The 17,659-nt window shown below is 67.2% G+C and carries 19 protein-coding genes; 8 read left to right on the forward strand and 11 right to left on the reverse strand.

The annotated features are described in order from the left end of the window. Window positions 1-8 precede the first annotated feature (8 nt). The gene (locus ACQPW1_RS34470) at window positions 9-1,997 is read right to left on the reverse strand and encodes an APC family permease (RefSeq protein WP_433656301.1); all 1,989 of its coding nucleotides are present in this window, start codon (window positions 1,995-1,997) and stop codon (window positions 9-11) included. 237 nt (window positions 1,998-2,234) lie between these two features. Here ACQPW1_RS34470 and ACQPW1_RS34475 point away from each other — a divergent pair, with 237 nt between their 5' ends. Both ACQPW1_RS34475 and ACQPW1_RS34480 read left to right on the forward strand, forming a co-directional pair. Next, the gene (locus tag ACQPW1_RS34475; protein ID WP_433656303.1) at window positions 2,235-2,900 is read left to right on the forward strand and encodes a potassium channel family protein; all 666 of its coding nucleotides are present in this window, start codon (window positions 2,235-2,237) and stop codon (window positions 2,898-2,900) included. A 2-nt stretch (window positions 2,901-2,902) separates the two neighbouring features. Further along, on the forward strand, window positions 2,903-3,574 hold the full coding sequence (locus ACQPW1_RS34480) for a potassium channel family protein (protein ID WP_433656305.1): 672 nt from the start codon (window positions 2,903-2,905) through the stop codon (window positions 3,572-3,574). 39 nt (window positions 3,575-3,613) lie between these two features. Here ACQPW1_RS34480 and ACQPW1_RS34485 read toward each other — a convergent pair whose 3' ends face one another. From ACQPW1_RS34485 to ACQPW1_RS34495, 3 genes are all read right to left on the reverse strand, one after another. Beyond that, entirely contained in the window at window positions 3,614-4,237 is a 624-nt protein-coding gene (locus tag ACQPW1_RS34485; RefSeq protein WP_433656307.1) for a sigma-70 family RNA polymerase sigma factor, read from the reverse strand. 202 nt (window positions 4,238-4,439) lie between these two features. Then, window positions 4,440-5,171, reverse strand: a complete 732-nt coding sequence (locus ACQPW1_RS34490; protein WP_433656309.1) for a DUF3159 domain-containing protein — start codon at window positions 5,169-5,171, stop codon at window positions 4,440-4,442. Between the two features lie 3 nt (window positions 5,172-5,174). Beyond that, window positions 5,175-5,552 carry an OB-fold nucleic acid binding domain-containing protein gene (locus tag ACQPW1_RS34495; protein ID WP_040736821.1) on the reverse strand — a complete coding sequence of 126 codons (378 nt, stop codon included), beginning with the start codon at window positions 5,550-5,552 and terminating at the stop codon, window positions 5,175-5,177. A 128-nt stretch (window positions 5,553-5,680) separates the two neighbouring features. Here ACQPW1_RS34495 and ACQPW1_RS34500 point away from each other — a divergent pair, with 128 nt between their 5' ends. Continuing rightward, window positions 5,681-6,388 carry an alpha/beta fold hydrolase gene (locus ACQPW1_RS34500; RefSeq protein WP_433656311.1) on the forward strand — a complete coding sequence of 236 codons (708 nt, stop codon included), beginning with the start codon at window positions 5,681-5,683 and terminating at the stop codon, window positions 6,386-6,388. On the opposite strand, the gene ACQPW1_RS34505 is transcribed toward ACQPW1_RS34500, so the two are convergent. Next, complete coding sequence (locus ACQPW1_RS34505; protein ID WP_433665411.1) at window positions 6,385-7,224, reverse strand: DUF3710 domain-containing protein; 840 nt, start codon at window positions 7,222-7,224, stop codon at window positions 6,385-6,387. The genes ACQPW1_RS34500 and ACQPW1_RS34505 overlap by 4 nt on opposite strands. 5 nt (window positions 7,225-7,229) lie before the next feature. Then, window positions 7,230-7,718, reverse strand: coding sequence for a dUTP diphosphatase (gene dut, locus ACQPW1_RS34510; protein WP_433656313.1), 489 nt, complete (start codon window positions 7,716-7,718; stop codon window positions 7,230-7,232). Between the two features lie 156 nt (window positions 7,719-7,874). Here dut and ACQPW1_RS34515 point away from each other — a divergent pair, with 156 nt between their 5' ends. Continuing rightward, a complete protein-coding gene (locus ACQPW1_RS34515; protein ID WP_433665412.1) occupies window positions 7,875-8,360 on the forward strand; it encodes a DUF3093 domain-containing protein in 486 nt (161 codons plus the stop codon). 15 nt (window positions 8,361-8,375) lie between these two features. On the opposite strand, the gene ACQPW1_RS34520 is transcribed toward ACQPW1_RS34515, so the two are convergent. After that, window positions 8,376-8,678, reverse strand: coding sequence for a DUF4193 domain-containing protein (locus tag ACQPW1_RS34520; protein ID WP_364721347.1), 303 nt, complete (start codon window positions 8,676-8,678; stop codon window positions 8,376-8,378). A gap of 419 nt (window positions 8,679-9,097) precedes the next feature. On the opposite strand from ACQPW1_RS34520, the gene cei reads away from it, so the two are divergent. Then, window positions 9,098-9,775, forward strand: coding sequence for an envelope integrity protein Cei (cei, locus tag ACQPW1_RS34525; RefSeq protein ID WP_433656316.1), 678 nt, complete (start codon window positions 9,098-9,100; stop codon window positions 9,773-9,775). A 55-nt stretch (window positions 9,776-9,830) separates the two neighbouring features. Here cei and ACQPW1_RS34530 read toward each other — a convergent pair whose 3' ends face one another. Beyond that, the gene (locus ACQPW1_RS34530) at window positions 9,831-10,754 is read right to left on the reverse strand and encodes an inositol monophosphatase family protein (RefSeq protein WP_433656318.1); all 924 of its coding nucleotides are present in this window, start codon (window positions 10,752-10,754) and stop codon (window positions 9,831-9,833) included. A 170-nt stretch (window positions 10,755-10,924) separates the two neighbouring features. On the opposite strand from ACQPW1_RS34530, the gene ppgK reads away from it, so the two are divergent. The 3 genes from ppgK to ACQPW1_RS34545 all read left to right on the forward strand — a co-directional run bounded on the left by ppgK (window position 10,925) and on the right by ACQPW1_RS34545 (window position 13,838). Further along, a complete protein-coding gene (gene ppgK, locus ACQPW1_RS34535) occupies window positions 10,925-11,683 on the forward strand; it encodes a polyphosphate--glucose phosphotransferase (RefSeq protein ID WP_433656320.1) in 759 nt (252 codons plus the stop codon). Window positions 11,684-12,027: 344 nt separating this feature from the next. Then, window positions 12,028-13,392 carry an RNA polymerase sigma factor gene (locus ACQPW1_RS34540; protein WP_433656322.1) on the forward strand — a complete coding sequence of 455 codons (1,365 nt, stop codon included), beginning with the start codon at window positions 12,028-12,030 and terminating at the stop codon, window positions 13,390-13,392. 206 nt (window positions 13,393-13,598) lie between these two features. Continuing rightward, a complete protein-coding gene (locus ACQPW1_RS34545) occupies window positions 13,599-13,838 on the forward strand; it encodes a hypothetical protein (RefSeq protein ID WP_433656324.1) in 240 nt (79 codons plus the stop codon). A gap of 9 nt (window positions 13,839-13,847) precedes the next feature. Here the strand turns inward: ACQPW1_RS34545 and eutC are convergent, their stop codons facing one another. Genes eutC through eat form a run of 3 tightly spaced genes read right to left on the reverse strand, consistent with a single transcriptional unit; the run spans window position 13,848 to window position 17,550 of the window. Further along, window positions 13,848-14,723, reverse strand: coding sequence for an ethanolamine ammonia-lyase subunit EutC (eutC, locus tag ACQPW1_RS34550; RefSeq protein ID WP_433656326.1), 876 nt, complete (start codon window positions 14,721-14,723; stop codon window positions 13,848-13,850). After that, window positions 14,723-16,132 (reverse strand): ethanolamine ammonia-lyase subunit EutB, encoded by a 1,410-nt coding sequence (locus tag ACQPW1_RS34555; RefSeq protein WP_433656328.1) that lies wholly within the window; start codon window positions 16,130-16,132, stop codon window positions 14,723-14,725. Before ACQPW1_RS34555 ends, eutC begins: the two co-directional genes overlap by 1 nt. After that, window positions 16,129-17,550: an ethanolamine permease gene (gene eat / locus ACQPW1_RS34560; protein ID WP_433656330.1), complete on the reverse strand. Its 1,422-nt coding sequence runs from the start codon at window positions 17,548-17,550 to the stop codon at window positions 16,129-16,131. Before eat ends, ACQPW1_RS34555 begins: the two co-directional genes overlap by 4 nt. Window positions 17,551-17,659 lie beyond the last annotated feature (109 nt).

Raw genomic sequence — 17,659 nt, forward strand, 5'->3', positions numbered from 1 at the left:
CAACGCACTCATGACCGGTCGTCATAACCACGCCGCACCGCACCCGGCGCATTCACCATGCCCGGTGTCCGCGCTCGCGTCGACGAACTCAACTGCCACGGCACGCTGGTCACCATCACACCCGGCTCGAAGAGCAGTCGTCCCTTGAGCCGCAACGCACTCTGGTTGTGCAGGAACTGTTCCCACCAGTGCCCGACCACGTACTCGGGGATGAACACGGTCACCACGTCGCGCGGCGAATCCTTGCGCACCCGCTTCACGTAATCGAGGACGGGCTTGGTGATTTCACGGTAGGGCGATTCGATCACCTTGAGCGGCACGGTGACATCGCTCTGCTCCCACTCGCGCACCAGCGCCCTGGTGTCGGCCTCGTCGACGTTCACGGTGATCGCTTCCAGGGTGTCCGGCCGGGTGGCGCGGGCATAGGCCAGCGCGCGCCGGGTGGGCAGATGCAGCTTGGATACCAGCACGATCGAGTGCGAGCGGCTGGGCAGCACACCGTCCCACTCCTGCTCGTCCAGCTCGCGAGACACCGAATCGTAGTGCCGGTGAATCATTTTCATCACGATGAAGATCGCGACCATGGTGCAGATGGCGATGTAGGCGCCCGCGAAGAACTTGGTGATCAGCACGATGATCAGCACCGCGCCGGTCGCGCTGAGGCCGACGGCGTTGATCACCCTGGACCGTTTCATCCGCGACCGCTGCGCCGGATCGGTTTCGGTGCGCAGCAGTCGGGTCCAGTGCCGCAGCATGCCGGTCTGGCTGAGCACGAACGAGACGAACACGCCGACGATGTAGAGCTGGATCAGCTTGGTGACCTCGGCGCCGAACAGCACGACGAACGCCATCGCCGCACCGGACAGGAACAGGATGCCGTTGCTGAACGCCAGCCGGTCGCCGCGGGTGTGCAGCTGCCGGGGCAGGTAACGGTCCTGCGCCAGAATCGAACCCAGCACCGGGAACCCGTTGAACGCGGTGTTCGCGGCGAGCACGAGGATCAACGCGGTCACCGTCGTGATGAAGAAGAACCCGATCGGGAAGCCGTGGAACACCGTCTCGGCGAGCTGCGCGATCAGCGTCTTCTGGTGGTAGCCGGGCGGCGCGCCGATCAGGTCGGCTTCGTTGTGCGCGTACACGACGCCGATCTTCTGGGCCAGGATGATGATGCCCATCAGCAGCACGATCGCGAAGGTGCCGAGCATCAGCAGGGTGGTGGCGGCGTTGCGCGACTTCGGCTTCCGGAACGCGGGCACGCCGTTGCTGATCGCCTCGACACCGGTCAGCGCGGCGCAGCCGGAGGAGAACGAGCGGGCGATCAAAAAGGCGAAGGCGAGTCCGTACAGGTGCTCGTCCTCCGCCTTCAATCCGAAACCCGCCGATTCCGCTTGTAGGTTGTCGCCGAGGATGAAGATGCGGAACAGTCCCCAGCCGAGCATGAGGAACATGCCGACGATGAACGCGTAGGTCGGGATGGCGAAGGTGGTACCCGACTCCCGGATGCCGCGCAGGTTGATCGCGGTCAGGATGGCGATCGCGACGACGGCGAACAGCACCTTGTGCGTAGCCACGAACGGAATCGCCGAGCCGATATTGGACGCGGCCGAGGAAATCGACACGGCCACCGTCAGCACATAGTCGACGAGCAGCGCGCTGCCGACCGTCAGACCGGCATTGGGTCCGAGGTTCGTCGTGGCGACCTCGTAGTCACCGCCACCGGACGGATAGGCGTGCACGTTTTGCCGATAGCTTGCTACGACCACGGCCATCACCAAGGCGACGGCCAGGCCGACCCAGGGGGCATAGACGTAGGCAGAGATTCCCGCGGCGGATAACACCAGGAAAATTTCTTCGGGCGCGTAGGCGACGGAGGACATCGCATCGGACGCGAACACCGGAAGGGCGATGCGCTTCGGCAGCAGGGTATGGCCAAGCGAATCACTACGGAAAGGCCTGCCCAGCAGCATTCGTTTCGCTGCCGTCGTCAACTTGGACACTGGAGCGAGCATAGCGGCACGAGCGTCAGGCCCGGAGGCGGCAGCGCCGTGTAACCACGCAGGGCCCGCGAATGCCGCAGGTCTGATACAGCCCCCCACACGGTTGGTCGCGCGCGTGGCTCGCAGGTTTGGCCATGCGGCGAAGGGGGAACGTGGCCGATGGAATGATTCGGCAGGTACCGTTCGACCACATAATTAGCAGACCGAACGCTTGGTTCCAGGAACGAGGTTGCACGGGTGTACGTAGTGATCATGGGTTGTGGGCGCGTCGGGTCGGCGCTGGCCCGTGCCCTGGTCCGGGTCGGCCATGAGGTGACCGTGATCGATCGGGACCCGGCCGCCTTCCTCCGCCTCGGCCAGGACTTCACCGGCGAGCGGGTAACCGGCGTCGGCTTCGATCGAGATGTGCTGGTACGGGCCGGAATCGAGCGGGCCGACGCGTTCGCCGCGGTCTCCTCCGGGGACAACTCCAACATCATCTCCGCGCGGGTGGCCCGCGAGATGTTCGGCGTCGAACGCGTGGTCGCCCGCATCTACGACGCGAAGCGCGCCGCGGTCTACGAGCGGCTCGGCATTCCGACCATCGCCACCGTGCCGTGGACCACCGACCGGTTCCTGCGCACCCTCATCGGCGACAACAGCACCACCACCTGGCGCGACCCCACCGGCACGGTAGCTGTGACGCAGCTGACCCTGCACGAAGACTGGTATGGCCGAACCGTGCGCGACCTGGAGCGCGAGGTGAGCGTGCGGGTCGCGTTCATCATCCGATTCGGCCAGGGCCTGCTGCCCGACAGCAAGACCATCGTGCAGGCCGACGACGTCGTCTATGTCGCCGCCACCTCCGGTTCCGTGGGTGAGGCCGTCGCACTGGCAGGCAAGCCCCCCGTGAGCGAGGACTGAACATGAAAGTGGCCATCGCCGGGGCCGGCGCCGTCGGCCGATCCATCGCCAGGGAATTGCTGCGCGGTGGACACAACGTCATGCTGCTCGAGCGGCAACTCGACCACATCGAGCCGGAGGCGATCCCGGACGCGGTCTGGGTGCACGCCGACGCCTGTGAACTCGCGTTGCTCGAAGACGCCGGGCTGGAAACCTACGAGGTGGTCATCGCGGCCACCGGCGACGACAAAGCCAATCTGGTGCACAGCCTGCTCGCCAAGACCGAGTTCGGCGTGCGCCGGGTGGTGGCCCGGGTGAACGATCCGCGCAACGAATGGCTCTTCGACGCGTCATGGGGTGTGGACGTCGCGGTGTCCACACCACGCCTGCTCGCCTCGCTCGTCGAGGAAGCGGTCACCGTCGGTGATCTGGTGCGCCTGATGACGCTGCGGCAGGGTCAGGCCAATCTGGTCGAGATCACGCTGCCTAATGACACCGGGCTGGCCGGCAAGCCGGTGCGCACGCTCACCCTGCCGCGCGACGCCGCCCTGGTGACGATTCTGCGCGGCGGCCGAGTGATCGTGCCGCAACCGGATGATCCGTTCGAGGGCGACGACGAACTGCTGTTCGTGACTTCGGTGGAGGCCGAAGAGGACCTCCGGGTCGAACTCGCCAACCATGGCATCAAGCCTTGACTCCCCGACAGGGCTGATGCGCGGCGGTAGCGAGTTCGCCTAGGCCGCCTTCAGTTCCGCGCGCAGCTTGTTCAGCGCGCGATGCTGCATCACCCGGACCACGCCGGGGCTGGTGCCGATCGCCTCGGCGGTCTGCGCCGCCGACCAGCCGAGCACGATGCGCATCACCAGCACCTCGCGGTGCGCGGGAGCCAGGATCTTCATGAGTTCCTTGGTGGCCGCGCGCCGTTCGAGCGCGAGCGCCCATTCCTCGGGACCGGCCTCGGTGGACGCGGCGTCCGGCATCTCGGCCATCGGGTAGGTGGGGTGCTGCTGGGAGCGGCGGAACGCGTCGGCGACCTTGTTCGAGGCGATGCCGTAGACGAAGGCGAGGAAGGACTTGCCCTGATCGCGGTAGCGCGGGATGGCCTTGACGGTGGCGATCAGGATCTCCTGCACCACGTCGTCGGCGGTGACCTGCAGGTGCGACGTATTGCCAAGGCGCGCACCGCAGTACCGACGGACCAGCGGATGGACAACGCGGACGATCTCGGTGATGGCGTTACTGTCGCCCGCCGCCGCGGGGCCGATCAACTTGTCCAGTTCGGCCGCCACCCGGCGGCTCTCCGACAGGGCCGGATTGTGGTTCTTCGACAATGCTGCGGTGTTGTGCTCGGTAGCCACGTCCGAGTCCTTTCCTACGATCGTGCGTTGTTTTCTGTACGCAACGATCGTCTGACGAACTGGACTTACCAGCCAGGCACCCCAGGGTGGGTAACCACCCACCTCGGCGGTGGGAGTTACCCCACCCCTGATGGCTTTCGCGGGAAAGACCCGCGGAATTAACAGAGCGCTTGCGAGCCGCGAATGCGCGAGGCCGCACGACTTACGCGGGCTCGGCGGCGACCGCGGTCTTGGTGGGCATGTGGCCCGCGCGACGGACCGCCCACACGGTGACCGCCAGCGCCACCGCGGTGAGCGGCCAGCCCATGGCGATCCGGGTGAACGCGAGCCAGCCGGTGCGGTCGGTGTCGTAGAGCTGCGACTGCACCAGGTAGCGGGCACCGAAGACGAGCACCCAGGTGATGGTCGCGAGGTAGTACAGGCGCTGCACGCGCCGATCGCTGCGCCACTCGGTGCCGTGGCCGTTCAGTACGCCCCAGATCACGCCGACCAGGGGCCAGCGCACCAGCATCGAGATCAGGAACACGCCCGCGTAGACGAGGCTCGTGTAGATGCCGAACAGGAAGAAGCCCTTGGCTTCGCCCATCCGGTAGGCGATGAACGCGCAGATACCGACGCCGAGGAAGCCGGAGATGGCGGGCTGGATGGGGCTGCGCCGGATCAGGCGCCAGACCAGGATCAGCGCGGCTACGCCGAGGGCCGCCCAGATCGCCGCGGTCAGCCCGGCGAAACTGTTCACGGGGACGAAGACGACAACGGGAACGGTCGAGTAGATCAGGCCGCTGAAACCGCCCAACTGCTCGAGCAACGTCTGCTCGGCGGCTTCTTCTTCGGGGTCGACAGCCTCGTCAGGGTCGAGAGCCGCGGTGGGCTCGATCTGTTCGGTCGAGGGGGTCTGTTCGCCCCAAGGGGCATTGTCGTTGCTCGATGGCATACGTCAGCTGTTCCCGCGCAGTTCGTAGTAGGGGTTGTAGATCACCTTGCGGCCGTCTCGATCGCCGACGCGGCCGCGAACCAAGATACGCCGCCCCGGTTCGATACCGGGGATGCGCCGACGGCCGATCCACACCAGGGTGATGGCATCGGTTCCGTCGAAGAATTCCGCTTGCACAGTAGCGCCCGCGGACTTCGAACACGCTTCGACACTGCGCAGCTTACCGAGCATCGTGGCTTCGTCGCCGCGGCGACACTCCGACGCACGGCACGCCCCGGAGGCTTCCGATTTCTCGGCAAGCTCCTCGGCGTCCAACTGGTCGAGATCCTCGGTCAGTCTGCGGCCCAGACGTCGAAAATACCCTGAGGCAGCGGATGACATTTCGCACGCTCTCCTGCATAGAGCAGACAGTGTGGATCGCACACCATCGTGGATTCTCAGCACGACCGGCGTTGGACGTACACCCGCCACTGTAGATGCACCAGCACACCCCCGCTACGCTCGGACCGGTGTTCGACTCCCCACACTCCGTGTCGGCCGCCCACGTCGTCGTGGCGCTGCCGGGAACCGGATCCGACGCCGATTTCGCGCGTCGCGCGTTCGAGCCCGCCTGCACAGCGCGCCGTCTCGACGTAGTCGCGGTGGAGCCGGATCCGCGGGCGGTGGTCGCGAGTTATCGGGTCGCGCTGGACGCGGCGGCCGCGGCGGGACCGATTGTTGTGGCGGGAATCTCGTTGGGTGCCGCCGTCGCGATCGAGTGGGCGGCCGAGCATCCGGACCTGACGGTCGGGGTGGTCGCGGCGCTGCCCGGCTGGACCGGACCGGACACCACAGCCTGTCCCGCGGCGCTGAGTGCACTGGCGACCGCGGCCCAGTTGCGGACCGACGGGTTGGACGCGGTCGTCGAGCGGATGCGGGCGAGCAGCCCGCAGTGGCTCGCCGACGCGTTGACGCAGTCGTGGCGCTCGCAGTGGCCGAATCTGCCTGCGGCACTGGAGGAAGCGGCCGACTACAAGTGGCCGGGCACCGAGCGGCTCGGCACCATAGAGGTGCCGGTCGCGGTGGTGACGGCCGTCGACGATCCGGTGCATCCGTTCGCGATCGCCGAGGAGTGGGCGGCGCTCATCCCGCGGTCCACGATCCACCGGATCACCCTCGCCGAACTCGGCGCGGATCCGGCGATCCTCGGGCACACGGGATTTGCCGCCTTGAGTTAGTTCAGACCCAACTGCTGCATCGCCGAACCGTCGGCACCGCGACGCGGTCCCTCCGGCATCCGCGGCGGCACCGCACCCGCGGGGCCCGCCTGCGCGGCCGCGGCCTGCGCCGCCGCCTGCTGTTGCTGAGCGTCGGCCTGGGCCTGGTGCGCCGCGGCCAGCTGTTCGGCCAGTTCCTGCGGCAGCACCACGGGTAGTGGCTCACGCACCGGCAGCGGATCGTCGCCGCGCCGAATCACGGTCTCGCGCAGGATCGCTCGGGCCGCCGCGACCAGCGGGCTGCCGTCGTTCGACGCGCCCGACGGACCCGCCGCGACCAGCCGAACCATCCAGCGAGGTCCGTCGACACCGATGAACCGCAGGTCCGCGCCCTCGGTGACGGCGAGCAGTTCGCGACCCCACGGGCCGGTCTCCACCGCGACCCGGGCGCCATCGTTGCGCAACGAATCCGCGAGATCGGCGGCCACCGTGCGCCATTGGCCCGCCGACTTCGGCGCCGCGTACGCGGCGACGGTGAGCCTGCCGTGCTCGGTGGCCAGGTGCACCGCCTGCGGGGTGCCGTCGGGGGTCATCTCGACCTGCAGCTGACCGCCCTGCGGCACCGGCAGAATCACCGAGCCGAGATCGAGCCGCTGATCGGTGACCTTCTGGAGCAGGTCGGAAACCTCGGTGAAGTCGTACGGACCCGACCCCGCGGCGCCTGCGGCGCGGTAGTTCCCGGCGACCACCGGGTGTTCGTCGGTGTCGTACTCGTCTTCGTCGTCGTACTCGTCGACCTCGTCGTAGGCGTCGTCCGGATACCGGTCGTCGTCCGCGGATCTCTTCTTGCCGAATATGCCCATCACGCCTCCTTGCCGACGACCTGGCTCGCACCGGTCAGACTCGCGTGACCGCCGCTCGAGCCGTAACCGCCCGCACCGCGCGCGGTCTCGTCGAGCGTGTCGACCTCCACGAAGTCGACCAATTCCACCCGCTGCACCAGCAGCTGCGCGATCCGGTCACCGCGACGCAACTCGATGGGCGTGCGCAGGTCGTGATTGATCAGGCACACCTTGATCTCACCCCGGTAGCCCGCGTCGACCGTGCCGGGGGTGTTCACCACCGACAGTCCGGTTTTGGCCGCCAGCCCCGAACGCGGATGGATCAGGCCGACCGTGCCGACCGGTAGCGCGACCGCGACACCGGTGCCGACCAGCACCCGCTCCCCCGGTTCCAGGATGACGTCTTCCGTGGTGCACAGGTCCACGCCGGCGTCGCCCTGATGGGCACGCGCGGGCATGGGGATGCCGGGATCCAGCCGCAGCAGAGGTATGGGTGAAAGTGCGCTCACGACTCCGCCTCGCTGGCGCTCGGCTCCGTCATGAGCGTGGCTGCTGTGTCCATTGTTCGCTCGCTTCGCTCCCTCACGTTGGTCGAGCCTACGCGTTGACCTGCCGCAGCCGTGAATTAGTGTTGAGTCGTGTCGGACCAGCCCAACCCCGTGACGATGGACCAGAAACAGCAAACCCCCCAGCCGTACCGCGAGCGCCTCTGGGTGCCGCTGTGGTGGTGGCCGGTGGCGTTCGCCATCACCGGGCTGTTGGCCGCCGAAATCCACATGGGCGCACCAGGATTGCGGGCGTGGCTGCCCTATGTGCTGCTGTTCCCGATTCCGGTGTGGGTGCTGGTGTGGCTCAGCCGTCACCGCGTGGAAGTCGCGACGGACGCGTCGGGCACGCTGGAACTCCGTGCCGACCGTGCCCACCTGCCGGTGAATTTCGTCGCCCGTGCGGCCGTCGTCGCCCGCACGGCGAAGAGTGCGGCGCTAGGTCGCCAGCTCGACCCCGCCGCCTATGTGCAGCATCGGCCATGGATCGGACCGATGGTGCTCCTCGTTCTCGACGACCCGGACGATCCGACGCCGTACTGGCTGGTCAGTACACGTCACCCGGACCGGGTCCTAGCCGCGCTGGGGCTGCCCAGCGCGGGCTGATCACCTCGAGCTAGCTCAAGCGCCGCAGTCCATGCAGATCAGCTGTCCACCCTTCTCACTGGCCAGCCTGCTCCGGTGGTGCACAAGGAAGCAGCTGGAACAGGTGAACTCGTCGGCCTGCTTCGGGATCACCCGAACGCTCAGCACTTCGTCGGACAGGTCCGCGCCGGGAAGCTCGAACGACTCCGCGGTATCGGATTCGTCGATATCCACGACGGCGGACTGTGCCTCGTTACGACGAGCCTTCAGCTCCTCCAGCGAATCTTCCGACACATCGTCGGTTTCGGTGCGCCTCGGTGCGTCATAGTCGGTTGCCATGTCGTCTTCCCCTCGTCCTTACTTCGTATATCCCGGACCGGCTTGCTCACGCCGATTCCTGCTGGAACCGCCGCGACTCGCACCGTCCCGCCGGTGGTGCACGTCACACGTACACCGGTCACCCATCAGGTCGGATCGGGCTGATCCACTCCGGATAGCGCTCGGTAAACGCAGGACATGCCCTACTTGTTCCCGCGACCGACCACCAATTTCGCCACCGGCGATTCGATCTGGGCCGCCAGACAATAGCGGACCCCAGCACAAAAGTCGCAATCAAAACACAGACGATTCGAAACTGACGGGTAATCGACACCATCCGTCGAACTCGCCGAGACCTTGTGCAACATATTCGCCTACCCCGGGCCCACTCCGTCGGCCTGCCGTCCCCTCGACCCGTGACCTTTTCGTAGAGTGTGCTCGTGGTTTCACTGATCACCGAAGGCCGCCCCGTGGATTCCCAGGGCAGGCCCTTCCTCCGACGGCGCCCGCAGCCATGGCTCATCATGCTCGGCGTCATAGCGCTGATCTGCACGATTGTGTGGGTCAAGGCGTTGACGACGACCGAGCACGACACCAGCGCGATGGCCTGCAACTCGCCTAGCCCGGCCACCGAGCCGGGCGCGCAACCGGCGGCGACGCTCGGTCAGCGGGTCGGCGCGGGCCGACTCCAGGACGTGGAACCCGCGCCGCTGGCGGCGAGCAGAGTGCGCGTGCTGAACGCGAACAACCAGCGTGGCCAGGCCGCGCACGTCGCGGCGCAGTTCGGTGACCTCGGGTTCGCCAGTGCGCCGGGAACGCAATATGGCAACGATTCGGTATACGTCAACGGTGACCTGGAGTGCACCGGCCAGATCCGGTTCGGCGTGAACGGCCGACCGGCCGCCGCGTCGGTCCAGCTGGTCGTCCCGTGCGCCGAGCTGATCGAGGACCAGCGGGCCGACGAGACGGTCGACATGGTGCTCGGTTCGCTGTTCCGCGACATCCGGCCGAGCAACGACGCCGAGGAGGTGCTGCGGTCGCTGAAGAACCCGGCGCCCGGCAACAGCACCTCGATCGACATCAAGCTGCTCGAAGCTGCCAGGCAAGCTCGCTGTTAGCTAGAAGCTGAAAGCCCGATCGGCTGCTGTGCACCGATCGGGCTTTTTCGTGCTCTCAGCGGTCCGGAATCGGCTCCGTAGCGCCCACTCGGTCGAGCAGATCGAACAACTCGTCGGCGATGCCTGGGGCGGCGGCGATCACCAGGTCGCCTGCCTCGCCCGGTGCGGTGGCGGGCGGCAGGGTGAGCCGGGCACCCGCCTCGGCCGCGATGAGCGCGCCCGCGCCCCAATCCCACGCGTTGAGGCCGTGCTCGAAGTAGGCGTCCACTCGGCCCGCCGCGACGTGGCACAGGTCCAGCGCGGCCGCGCCGAAGCGACGAATGTCACGCACCTGCGGCAGGATCTCGCCGATCAGCTGGGCCTGCCTGGTCCGCCGGTGCTTGCCGTAGGCAAAGCCGGTGGCCACCAACGACATCGCGACCGTCTCGACCGGCGTGCAGCTCAGGTGTTCCACCGCGCCCTCGGCGTCGACCCGGATCGCGCCGAGCCCGAGCCCGGCGCTGTAGGTGGCCCGCCTGGCGACGTCGACCACCGCACCGGCCACCGGTCGGCCGCCGCGCATCGCGGCCACCGAGACCGCGTAGCCGGGGATGCCATACAGGAAATTCACCGTTCCGTCGATTGGGTCTACTACCCAGTGCACGACGTCGGCGGCGGAGTCGGCGAGGCTGCCGCCGCCCTCCTCGCCGAGGATCGGATCACCGGGGCGCTGCTCGGCGAGCAGGCCGCGGATCAGCTGTTCGGTTTCGGTGTCCACGATGGTCACCGGGTCGGTCGGATGGGCCTTGGCCTGCACCGCCCCTTCGGCGGGTCCACCGGCCTGACCGAAGACCTCTGGGCGGCGGGCACGGACGTGTGCCGCGGCGGTTTCGGCGAGGTCGACGGCGACTCTGCGCAGTTCAGCCTCGTCGCCGCGGGCGACAATGATCTCGGAGGTGTAGTCGGACACGGGCGATGAGGTTTCCGGCACGCTCCCCATCGCATCACAGATCCTCGGGAACGCGCAGCATCGATCGCGCATTACTCTTGTCGTGCACGACACAACGCCGTCGTCGGGCACACCACCGCATCGCCGCTCGCGGCCGGGGTGAAGCCTTGTGCATCGGTGTTGTGCTCCACACCGGCCAGCACAGGAACGAGGGCTCAGTCATGTCCGCTCGGGGGCACGCATTCGGCATCGATATCGGCGGCAGCGGCGTCAAGGGTGGCGCGGTCGATCTGGCCACCGGTGAGCTGGTCCACGAACGCATCAAGATCGCGACACCGCAGCCGTCGACCCCGCAGGCCGTCGCCGACGCGGTGGCAAAGCTGGTCGCACAAGCCGATTGGGACGGACCCGTCGGCATCACCCTGCCCTCGGTCATTCTCGACGGGGTCGCGCGCACCGCGGCCAACATCGACAAGGCCTGGGTCGGCACCGATGCCCGCGCGCTGTTCTCCAACACCCTCGACGGGCGCGAGGTGACCGTGCTCAACGACGCGGATGCGGCGGGCCTGGCCGAGGACCGCTACGGCGCGGCAAAGGATTTCGACGGACTGGTGCTGCTGCTGACCTTCGGCACCGGCATCGGCTCGGCCCTGCTGTACCAGGGCACGCTGGTGGCCAACAGCGAACTCGGTCATCTCGAGATCGGCGGCATGGAGACCGAGCATCGCGCCGCGGCCTCGATCAAGGACCGTGACGGGTTGACCTTCGAGCAGTGGGCCGCCGAGGTGAGCACCGTACTGATCGGTCTGGAGAACCTTTTCTGGCCGAAGGTGTTCGTCGCGGGCGGCGGCATCAGCCGCGACGCCGATCAATGGATTCCGTTGCTCACCAACCGAACTCAGGTGATTCCGGCGCATTTGAAGAACACCGCGGGCATCGTCGGCGCGGCCATGGCCATCGACGCAGGTATCGCGCCGTAAACCAGCTGCGGCAAGCGTCCGACGTGGTGTCTGCGGACGGTATACCTTGGGTGTAGCGCAGCGAACGAACGCTTTACCGTTGCTGACAATGGGTGAAGCTGAGCTTGCGAAGCGCCGCCTAATGCATGGTGGCCATAGGTACCCTGGTTAGATCGTTACAATGGAACGTGCCCGGTCAGTTCGCGAGCGACAGCGAGTGAACCAAAGGTGCAGCGCCCCCGGCGTACGACGAAGTCGTGAGCCGGAGAAACCCGACCGGCTTTCGCCGGTGAAACCCGACAGACCGCTCCGCCGGAAGACCACTCTGGCGTGACGCCGCACGAGACCGTCACGAAAGGGCGTACGTGGTAGCCACGAATACCCGTCAGACCGCCGAATCGGCCGAGGCCGATTCCGCAGATGTAACCGAAGCACGGCCGGTCCATAAGGCGGCTGCCGCGAAGAAGGCCCCGGCGAAGAAGGCCGCTGCCAAGAAGGCGCCTGCGAAGAAGGCCGGTGCCAAGGCGCCCGCCAAGAAGGCTGCCACCAAGAAGGTGGGAGCCGACGGCGAGCCAGGCCCCGACGACGCAGGCGACGAGGAGTCGCTCGACGTCGCCGATCTCGGCGATCTCGAAGTCTCCGAGGACGACCTCACCGAAGAGGCCGAGGACTTGGTCGTCGAGGAGGTCGCCGAAGCCGCCGAGGAGGAGGTCGAGCCGACCGCCGCCGACAAAGCATCGGGCGACTTCGTCTGGGACGAAGAGGAATCCGAGGCGCTACGGCAGGCCCGCAAGGACGCGGAGCTCACCGCCTCCGCCGACTCGGTGCGTGCCTACCTCAAGCAGATCGGCAAGGTCGCGCTCCTCAACGCCGAAGAGGAGGTCGAGCTCGCCAAGCGGATCGAGGCCGGCCTCTACGCGGCGGAGAAGGTGCGCGAGTTCACCGAGCAGGGCGAGAAGCTGCCGGTCGCGATGCGCCGCGACTACACCTGGATCGTCCGCGACGGCAACCGCGCCAAGAACCATCTGCTGGAAGCCAACCTGCGACTGGTCGTCTCGCTGGCCAAGCGCTACACCGGCCGCGGCATGGCGTTCCTCGATCTGATCCAGGAGGGCAACCTGGGTCTGATCCGCGCCGTCGAGAAGTTCGACTACACCAAGGGCTACAAGTTCTCCACGTACGCCACCTGGTGGATCCGGCAGGCGATCACCCGCGCCATGGCCGACCAGGCCCGCACCATCCGCATCCCGGTGCACATGGTCGAGGTCATCAACAAGCTCGGTCGCATCCAGCGCGAACTGCTCCAGGATCTGGGCCGCGAGCCCACCCCGGAGGAGCTCGCCAAGGAAATGGACATCACGCCGGAGAAGGTGCTGGAGATCCAGCAGTACGCGCGTGAGCCCATCTCGCTGGACCAGACCATCGGCGACGAGGGTGACAGCCAGCTCGGTGACTTCATCGAGGACTCCGAAGCCGTTGTCGCCGTGGACGCGGTGAGCTTCACGCTGCTGCAGGATCAGCTGCAGTCGGTGCTGGAGACGCTGTCCGAGCGTGAGGCGGGCGTGGTCCGGCTGCGCTTCGGCCTCACCGACGGCCAGCCGCGCACCCTCGACGAGATCGGCCAGGTCTACGGGGTCACCCGTGAACGCATCCGGCAGATCGAGTCCAAGACCATGAGCAAGCTGCGCCACCCCAGCCGCTCGCAGGTCCTGCGCGACTACCTGGATTAGGTTCGTTTCGACGCCCGCATTCGTTGGGCCGCTGCCCTTTTCAGCGGCCGACGGATGCGGGCTTTGTCGTTCCATGGCACCGGCGCCCCGAGTTGATCTTCGGCGGGGTCCGCGCAGGTAGCCGACGTGACTGCCGCTATTGTGGCGGTACCACGTTGTTTCGTCGCTGGTGTCTCTCGCTTGGTCCGGCTCTACCCTGATCATTCTTGGAGGACAAAGTGCGTGTTCTGCGTTCCCTGTTCGTCGCCGTTGCGATCACCGCGGTCCTAGCGGTGGTCGGTTTTGTCGTACGCGCCCAGGCCGCGCCTGCTCCGACAGCCGGAATCGAAGAGGTTCTGGTCACCGATTCCGAAGAGCGGCTGGTCAAACAGGCCGCCGCGCGCGCGAAGAGCGCCGCGGCACGGGCCGACGCCGCCATGAAGGCCACGCGCACCCACGGGGCGTAGCGAATCGGGTCAGACGCGACCGCTGTCGATCGAGATGATCTCGCCGTCGCCGAGCGCGTCGGCGCGCGAGGTGTCCTTGAGGTCGACGCCCGACCGGCCGAGGACGCGGGCGCCGGAAACCAAGCCCGCCACCACCTTTGCCGCCTGCGCGTAGCCGAGGCCTTCCGGTGGGTGGATGTTGGAAATGCAGTTCCGGTCCGCGTCCGTGCGGCCTGGGTGGGGTAAATGGGTCAGGTAGATGCCGAGGCTGTCGGCGACGGAGAGGCCGGGGCGCTCCCCGATCAGCACCACGACCGTCGATACGCCCATGGCCGCGGCGATGTGGTCGCCGAGTGCGACCCGAGCCTGGGTGGCTATCACGGGAGCGGCGATCGAGTAGCGCGGTGCGAGTTCCTCGATCAGTGCGGCGAGTGTTGCGGGGCCGTGGTCGGTGAGGGCGCGCGGGGACAGTCCGTCGGCCAGGACGAATCCGATTTCGGCGCCGCTGTGCGGCATTTCGGACAATACGGACTCGGTTGCGGGTAACCGGCCGAGGTCCGGTCTGCGTAGATACTCCGCGCGGTCACTGGCTCGGCTGCGCACGTGCACGGGTTCGCCTACACCGAGCGCGGCGACCCGCTCCCCCAAGGCAGCCACGTCCAACGGCAGGTGCACGGCATCGCGTGCCGCCGAGTGGGCCGCGCGGAATTCCAGTACCCGCGCGGTGGGCAGCGCGTCACCGGTACGACCCAGGCCGATCCTGGATTGGGTGCTGCGCCGGAGGTCCTGCCAGAACAGGTGCTCCGCAGCACTTTCCGAGCGCGCTGACGATGGTCGAGCCTCGGCTGGCGGCTCCTCCTGCGACGCAACGACTTCGAGCCTGGCATTCGAGTTCCGACGCTTCATCAGGCACCCGCCAACGCTCTTAGCGGCGATGCGAGAGGCTTCACCGGGAGCACCCGCCCCGCCGCATCGATCATGCCGAGCCCGGACAGCCAGGACTCGAATTCCGGTGCGGGACGCAGGTTCAGCACGCGCCGGGCATACAGCGCGTCGTGGAAGCTGAGGCTTTGGTACCCGAGCATGACGTCGTCGGCGCCGGGGACGGCGATGACGAAGGCGCAGCCCGCCGCACCCAACAACGTCAGCAGCGTGTCCATGTCGTCCTGGTCGGCTTCGGCGTGATTGGTGTAGCAAACGTCCACACCCATCGGCAGGCCGAGCAGCTTGCCGCAGAAGTGGTCTTCCAGTCCGGCGCGGATGATCTGCTTGCCGTCGTAGAGGTACTCCGGGCCGATGAAGCCGACGACGGTGTTGACCAGCAACGGATCCAGATCGCGAGCTACCGCGTAGGCGCGGGTCTCCAGGGTCTGCTGGTCGACCGGCTTGCCGCCGGTGCCCAGGTGCGCGCCCGCCGACAACGCCGAGCCCTGCCCGGTTTCCAGGTACATGACGTTGTCGCCGACGGTGCCACGCCGCAGCGACCTGCCCGCCTCGTTGCCCTCGCGCAGCAGCGAAATGTTCACGCCGAAACCGGTATTGGCGCCCTCGGTACCCGCGACCGACTGGAACACCAGATCCACCGGAGCGCCCGCCTCGATCAGGCCGATGGTCGTGGTCACGTGCGAGAGCACACAGGACTGCGTGGGGATGTCGAAACGGACCCGCACCTCGTCCAGCAGGCTCAGCAGGTCGGCGGTCGCCTGCGGCGAATCGGTCGCCGGGTTGATCCCGATCACCGCGTCGCCACAGCCGAGCAGCAGCCCGTCGAGCGTGGCGGCGGCGATGCCGCGCGGGTCATCGGTGGGATGGTTCGGCTGCAACCGAGTGGCCAGCGTGCCCGGCAGCCCGACGGTGGTGCGGAAACCGGCGGTGACCACGGCGGCGCGGGCGACCGCGATGAGATCCTGATTGCGCATGATCTTGCTGACCGCGGCCACCATCTCCGGGGTGAGGCCGGGGCCCACTGCGCGCAAGATCGCCGCAGCACCGGCACCGGCCGCGACGGCGAGCAGCCAGTCTCGCAGCCCACCCACTGTGAGATGCGAAATCGGTTGGAACGCAACGCGATCGTGAGTATCTATGATCAGCCGGGTGACCTCGTCGGTCTCGTACGGCACCACCGGCTCGTCGAGGAACCGGGTCAGCGGCACCTCCGCAAGCGCCCACTGGGCGGCGGCCCGCTCGGCATCCGAATGCGCGGCGCAGCCAGCCAATTCGTCGCCGCTGCGCAGCGGAGTGGCCTTGGCGAGCAATTCCACCAAGCCGTCGAACGTGTAGTTGGTTCCGCCGAGATGCTGTGTGTAGCTGGTCATTCGAGTTCCTCCTCGGCCCTGGCAAGGAGCGCGAATTCCTCGTCCGGCGAGTTGGCTACCAGCCGATGCCTGCTGTACAGGCCGAAGTACGCCATGCAGGCGCCGAACGCGACGAGGGCCCAGGTTGCCGCGATCGGGTCGACCAAGAACGTGGCAATTACGGCGGCACAGGCGATTACGAGCGCGAAAGCGGCGGTGTAGACGCCGCCAGGGGTGCGGTACGGACGCGACATGTCCGGTTCGCGTACCCGCAACACGATGTGGCTGACCATCATCAGGACGTAACTCAGGGCCGCACCGAACACGGCCATATTCAAGAGCATCGCACCCTTGCCGGTCAGTGACAATGCGAAACCGATCACACCAGGCACGATCAGCGCCAGCACGGGCGCCTTACGCGCGTTGGTCACCGATAACCGCGTCGGCAGGTAACCCGCCCGCGACAGCGCGAATGTCTGCCGGGAGTAGGCGTAGACAATGGAGAAGAAGCTCGCGACCAAACCGGCCAGGCCGATGTAGTTCACCAGTTTCGCGGCCCCGCTGTCACCGAGCGCCTCGACCAGGGGATTGCCCGACGTCGAAATAGCCTGCGCGCCAAGTGCTCCGGTGGCCAGGAACAGCACAGCCGCACCGGTGACGATCAGCACGAGCATCGCGCTGATGATCCCCTTGGGTACGTTCTTCTCCGGTTCGCGCGCCTCCTCGGCGGCCAGCGGCACCCCCTCCACGGCCAGGAAGAACCAGATGGCGAACGGCACCGCCGCCCAGATCCCGAACACCCCGAACGGCAGGAACGACGAGCTACCAACAGCATTCGGGTCTGCCGGGATGTCGGTCAGGTTGCCCGTCTCGAACAAACCCCACGCCGAGACCGCGAACACCAACAGGCCGACCAGCGCGATCGCGGTGATCACGAACATCGCCTTGAGCGCCTCCCCCGCCCCGGTCAGATGCACCCCGATGAACAGCGCGTACACGGCCAGATACACCCACCAGCCGTCGGTGATCCCGAACAGGTTCAACGATTCGACATACCCGCCGATGAACGTGGCGATAGCGGCAGGCGCGATCGCGTATTCGAGCAATACCGCTGTGCCCGTGGCGAATCCGCCCCACGGCCCGAGCGCGCGCCTGGCGAAGGTGTAGCCGCCACCCGCCGCGGGCAACGCCGCCGACAACTCGGCCATCCCGAGGACCATCGCCAGATACATCCCCGCGATCAACACGGTCGCGATGAGCAGACCACCGAAACCACCCTGCGCGATGCCGCTGTTCCAGCCCGCGTAGTCACCGGAGATCACATAGCTGACGCCGAGCCCGGCCAGCAACACCCACCCGGCCGAGCCCGAGCGCAACGTCCGCTTGGCCAGATACGCCGCACCGGCGGTGTCGGTCACCTTCACGTCCTCGATCGTCATAGGCGCTACGCACTCCTCGTCTACATACCGATTGGTCGGTGGACCAATTCTTGGGAGTGTTTGTTGCCCGGGTGTGAAGCGACGTTACGGACGCGGTGTCATCGCTGGT

Source organism: Nocardia sp. CA-128927, assembly GCF_050955855.1.
GTDB lineage: Bacteria > Actinomycetota > Actinomycetes > Mycobacteriales > Mycobacteriaceae > Nocardia.

Excerpts from the sequence above, each read along its gene's own strand:
- ACQPW1_RS34480 (WP_433656305.1), top strand. The coding sequence starts at position 2,903 with ATGAAAGTGGCCATCGCCGGGGCCGGCGCCGTCGGCCGATCCATCGCC.
- ACQPW1_RS34490 (WP_433656309.1), bottom strand. The coding sequence starts at position 5,171 with ATGCCATCGAGCAACGACAATGCCCCTTGGGGCGAACAGACCCCCTCG.
- ACQPW1_RS34495 (WP_040736821.1), bottom strand. The coding sequence starts at position 5,552 with ATGTCATCCGCTGCCTCAGGGTATTTTCGACGTCTGGGCCGCAGACTG.
- ACQPW1_RS34515 (WP_433665412.1), top strand. The coding sequence starts at position 7,875 with ATGGACCAGAAACAGCAAACCCCCCAGCCGTACCGCGAGCGCCTCTGG.
- ACQPW1_RS34520 (WP_364721347.1), bottom strand. The coding sequence starts at position 8,678 with ATGGCAACCGACTATGACGCACCGAGGCGCACCGAAACCGACGATGTG.
- ACQPW1_RS34530 (WP_433656318.1), bottom strand. The coding sequence starts at position 10,754 with ATGGGGAGCGTGCCGGAAACCTCATCGCCCGTGTCCGACTACACCTCC.
- ppgK (WP_433656320.1), top strand. The coding sequence starts at position 10,925 with ATGTCCGCTCGGGGGCACGCATTCGGCATCGATATCGGCGGCAGCGGC.
- eutC (WP_433656326.1), bottom strand. The coding sequence starts at position 14,723 with ATGAAGCGTCGGAACTCGAATGCCAGGCTCGAAGTCGTTGCGTCGCAG.
- ACQPW1_RS34555 (WP_433656328.1), bottom strand. The coding sequence starts at position 16,132 with ATGACCAGCTACACACAGCATCTCGGCGGAACCAACTACACGTTCGAC.
- eat (WP_433656330.1), bottom strand. The coding sequence starts at position 17,550 with ATGACGATCGAGGACGTGAAGGTGACCGACACCGCCGGTGCGGCGTAT.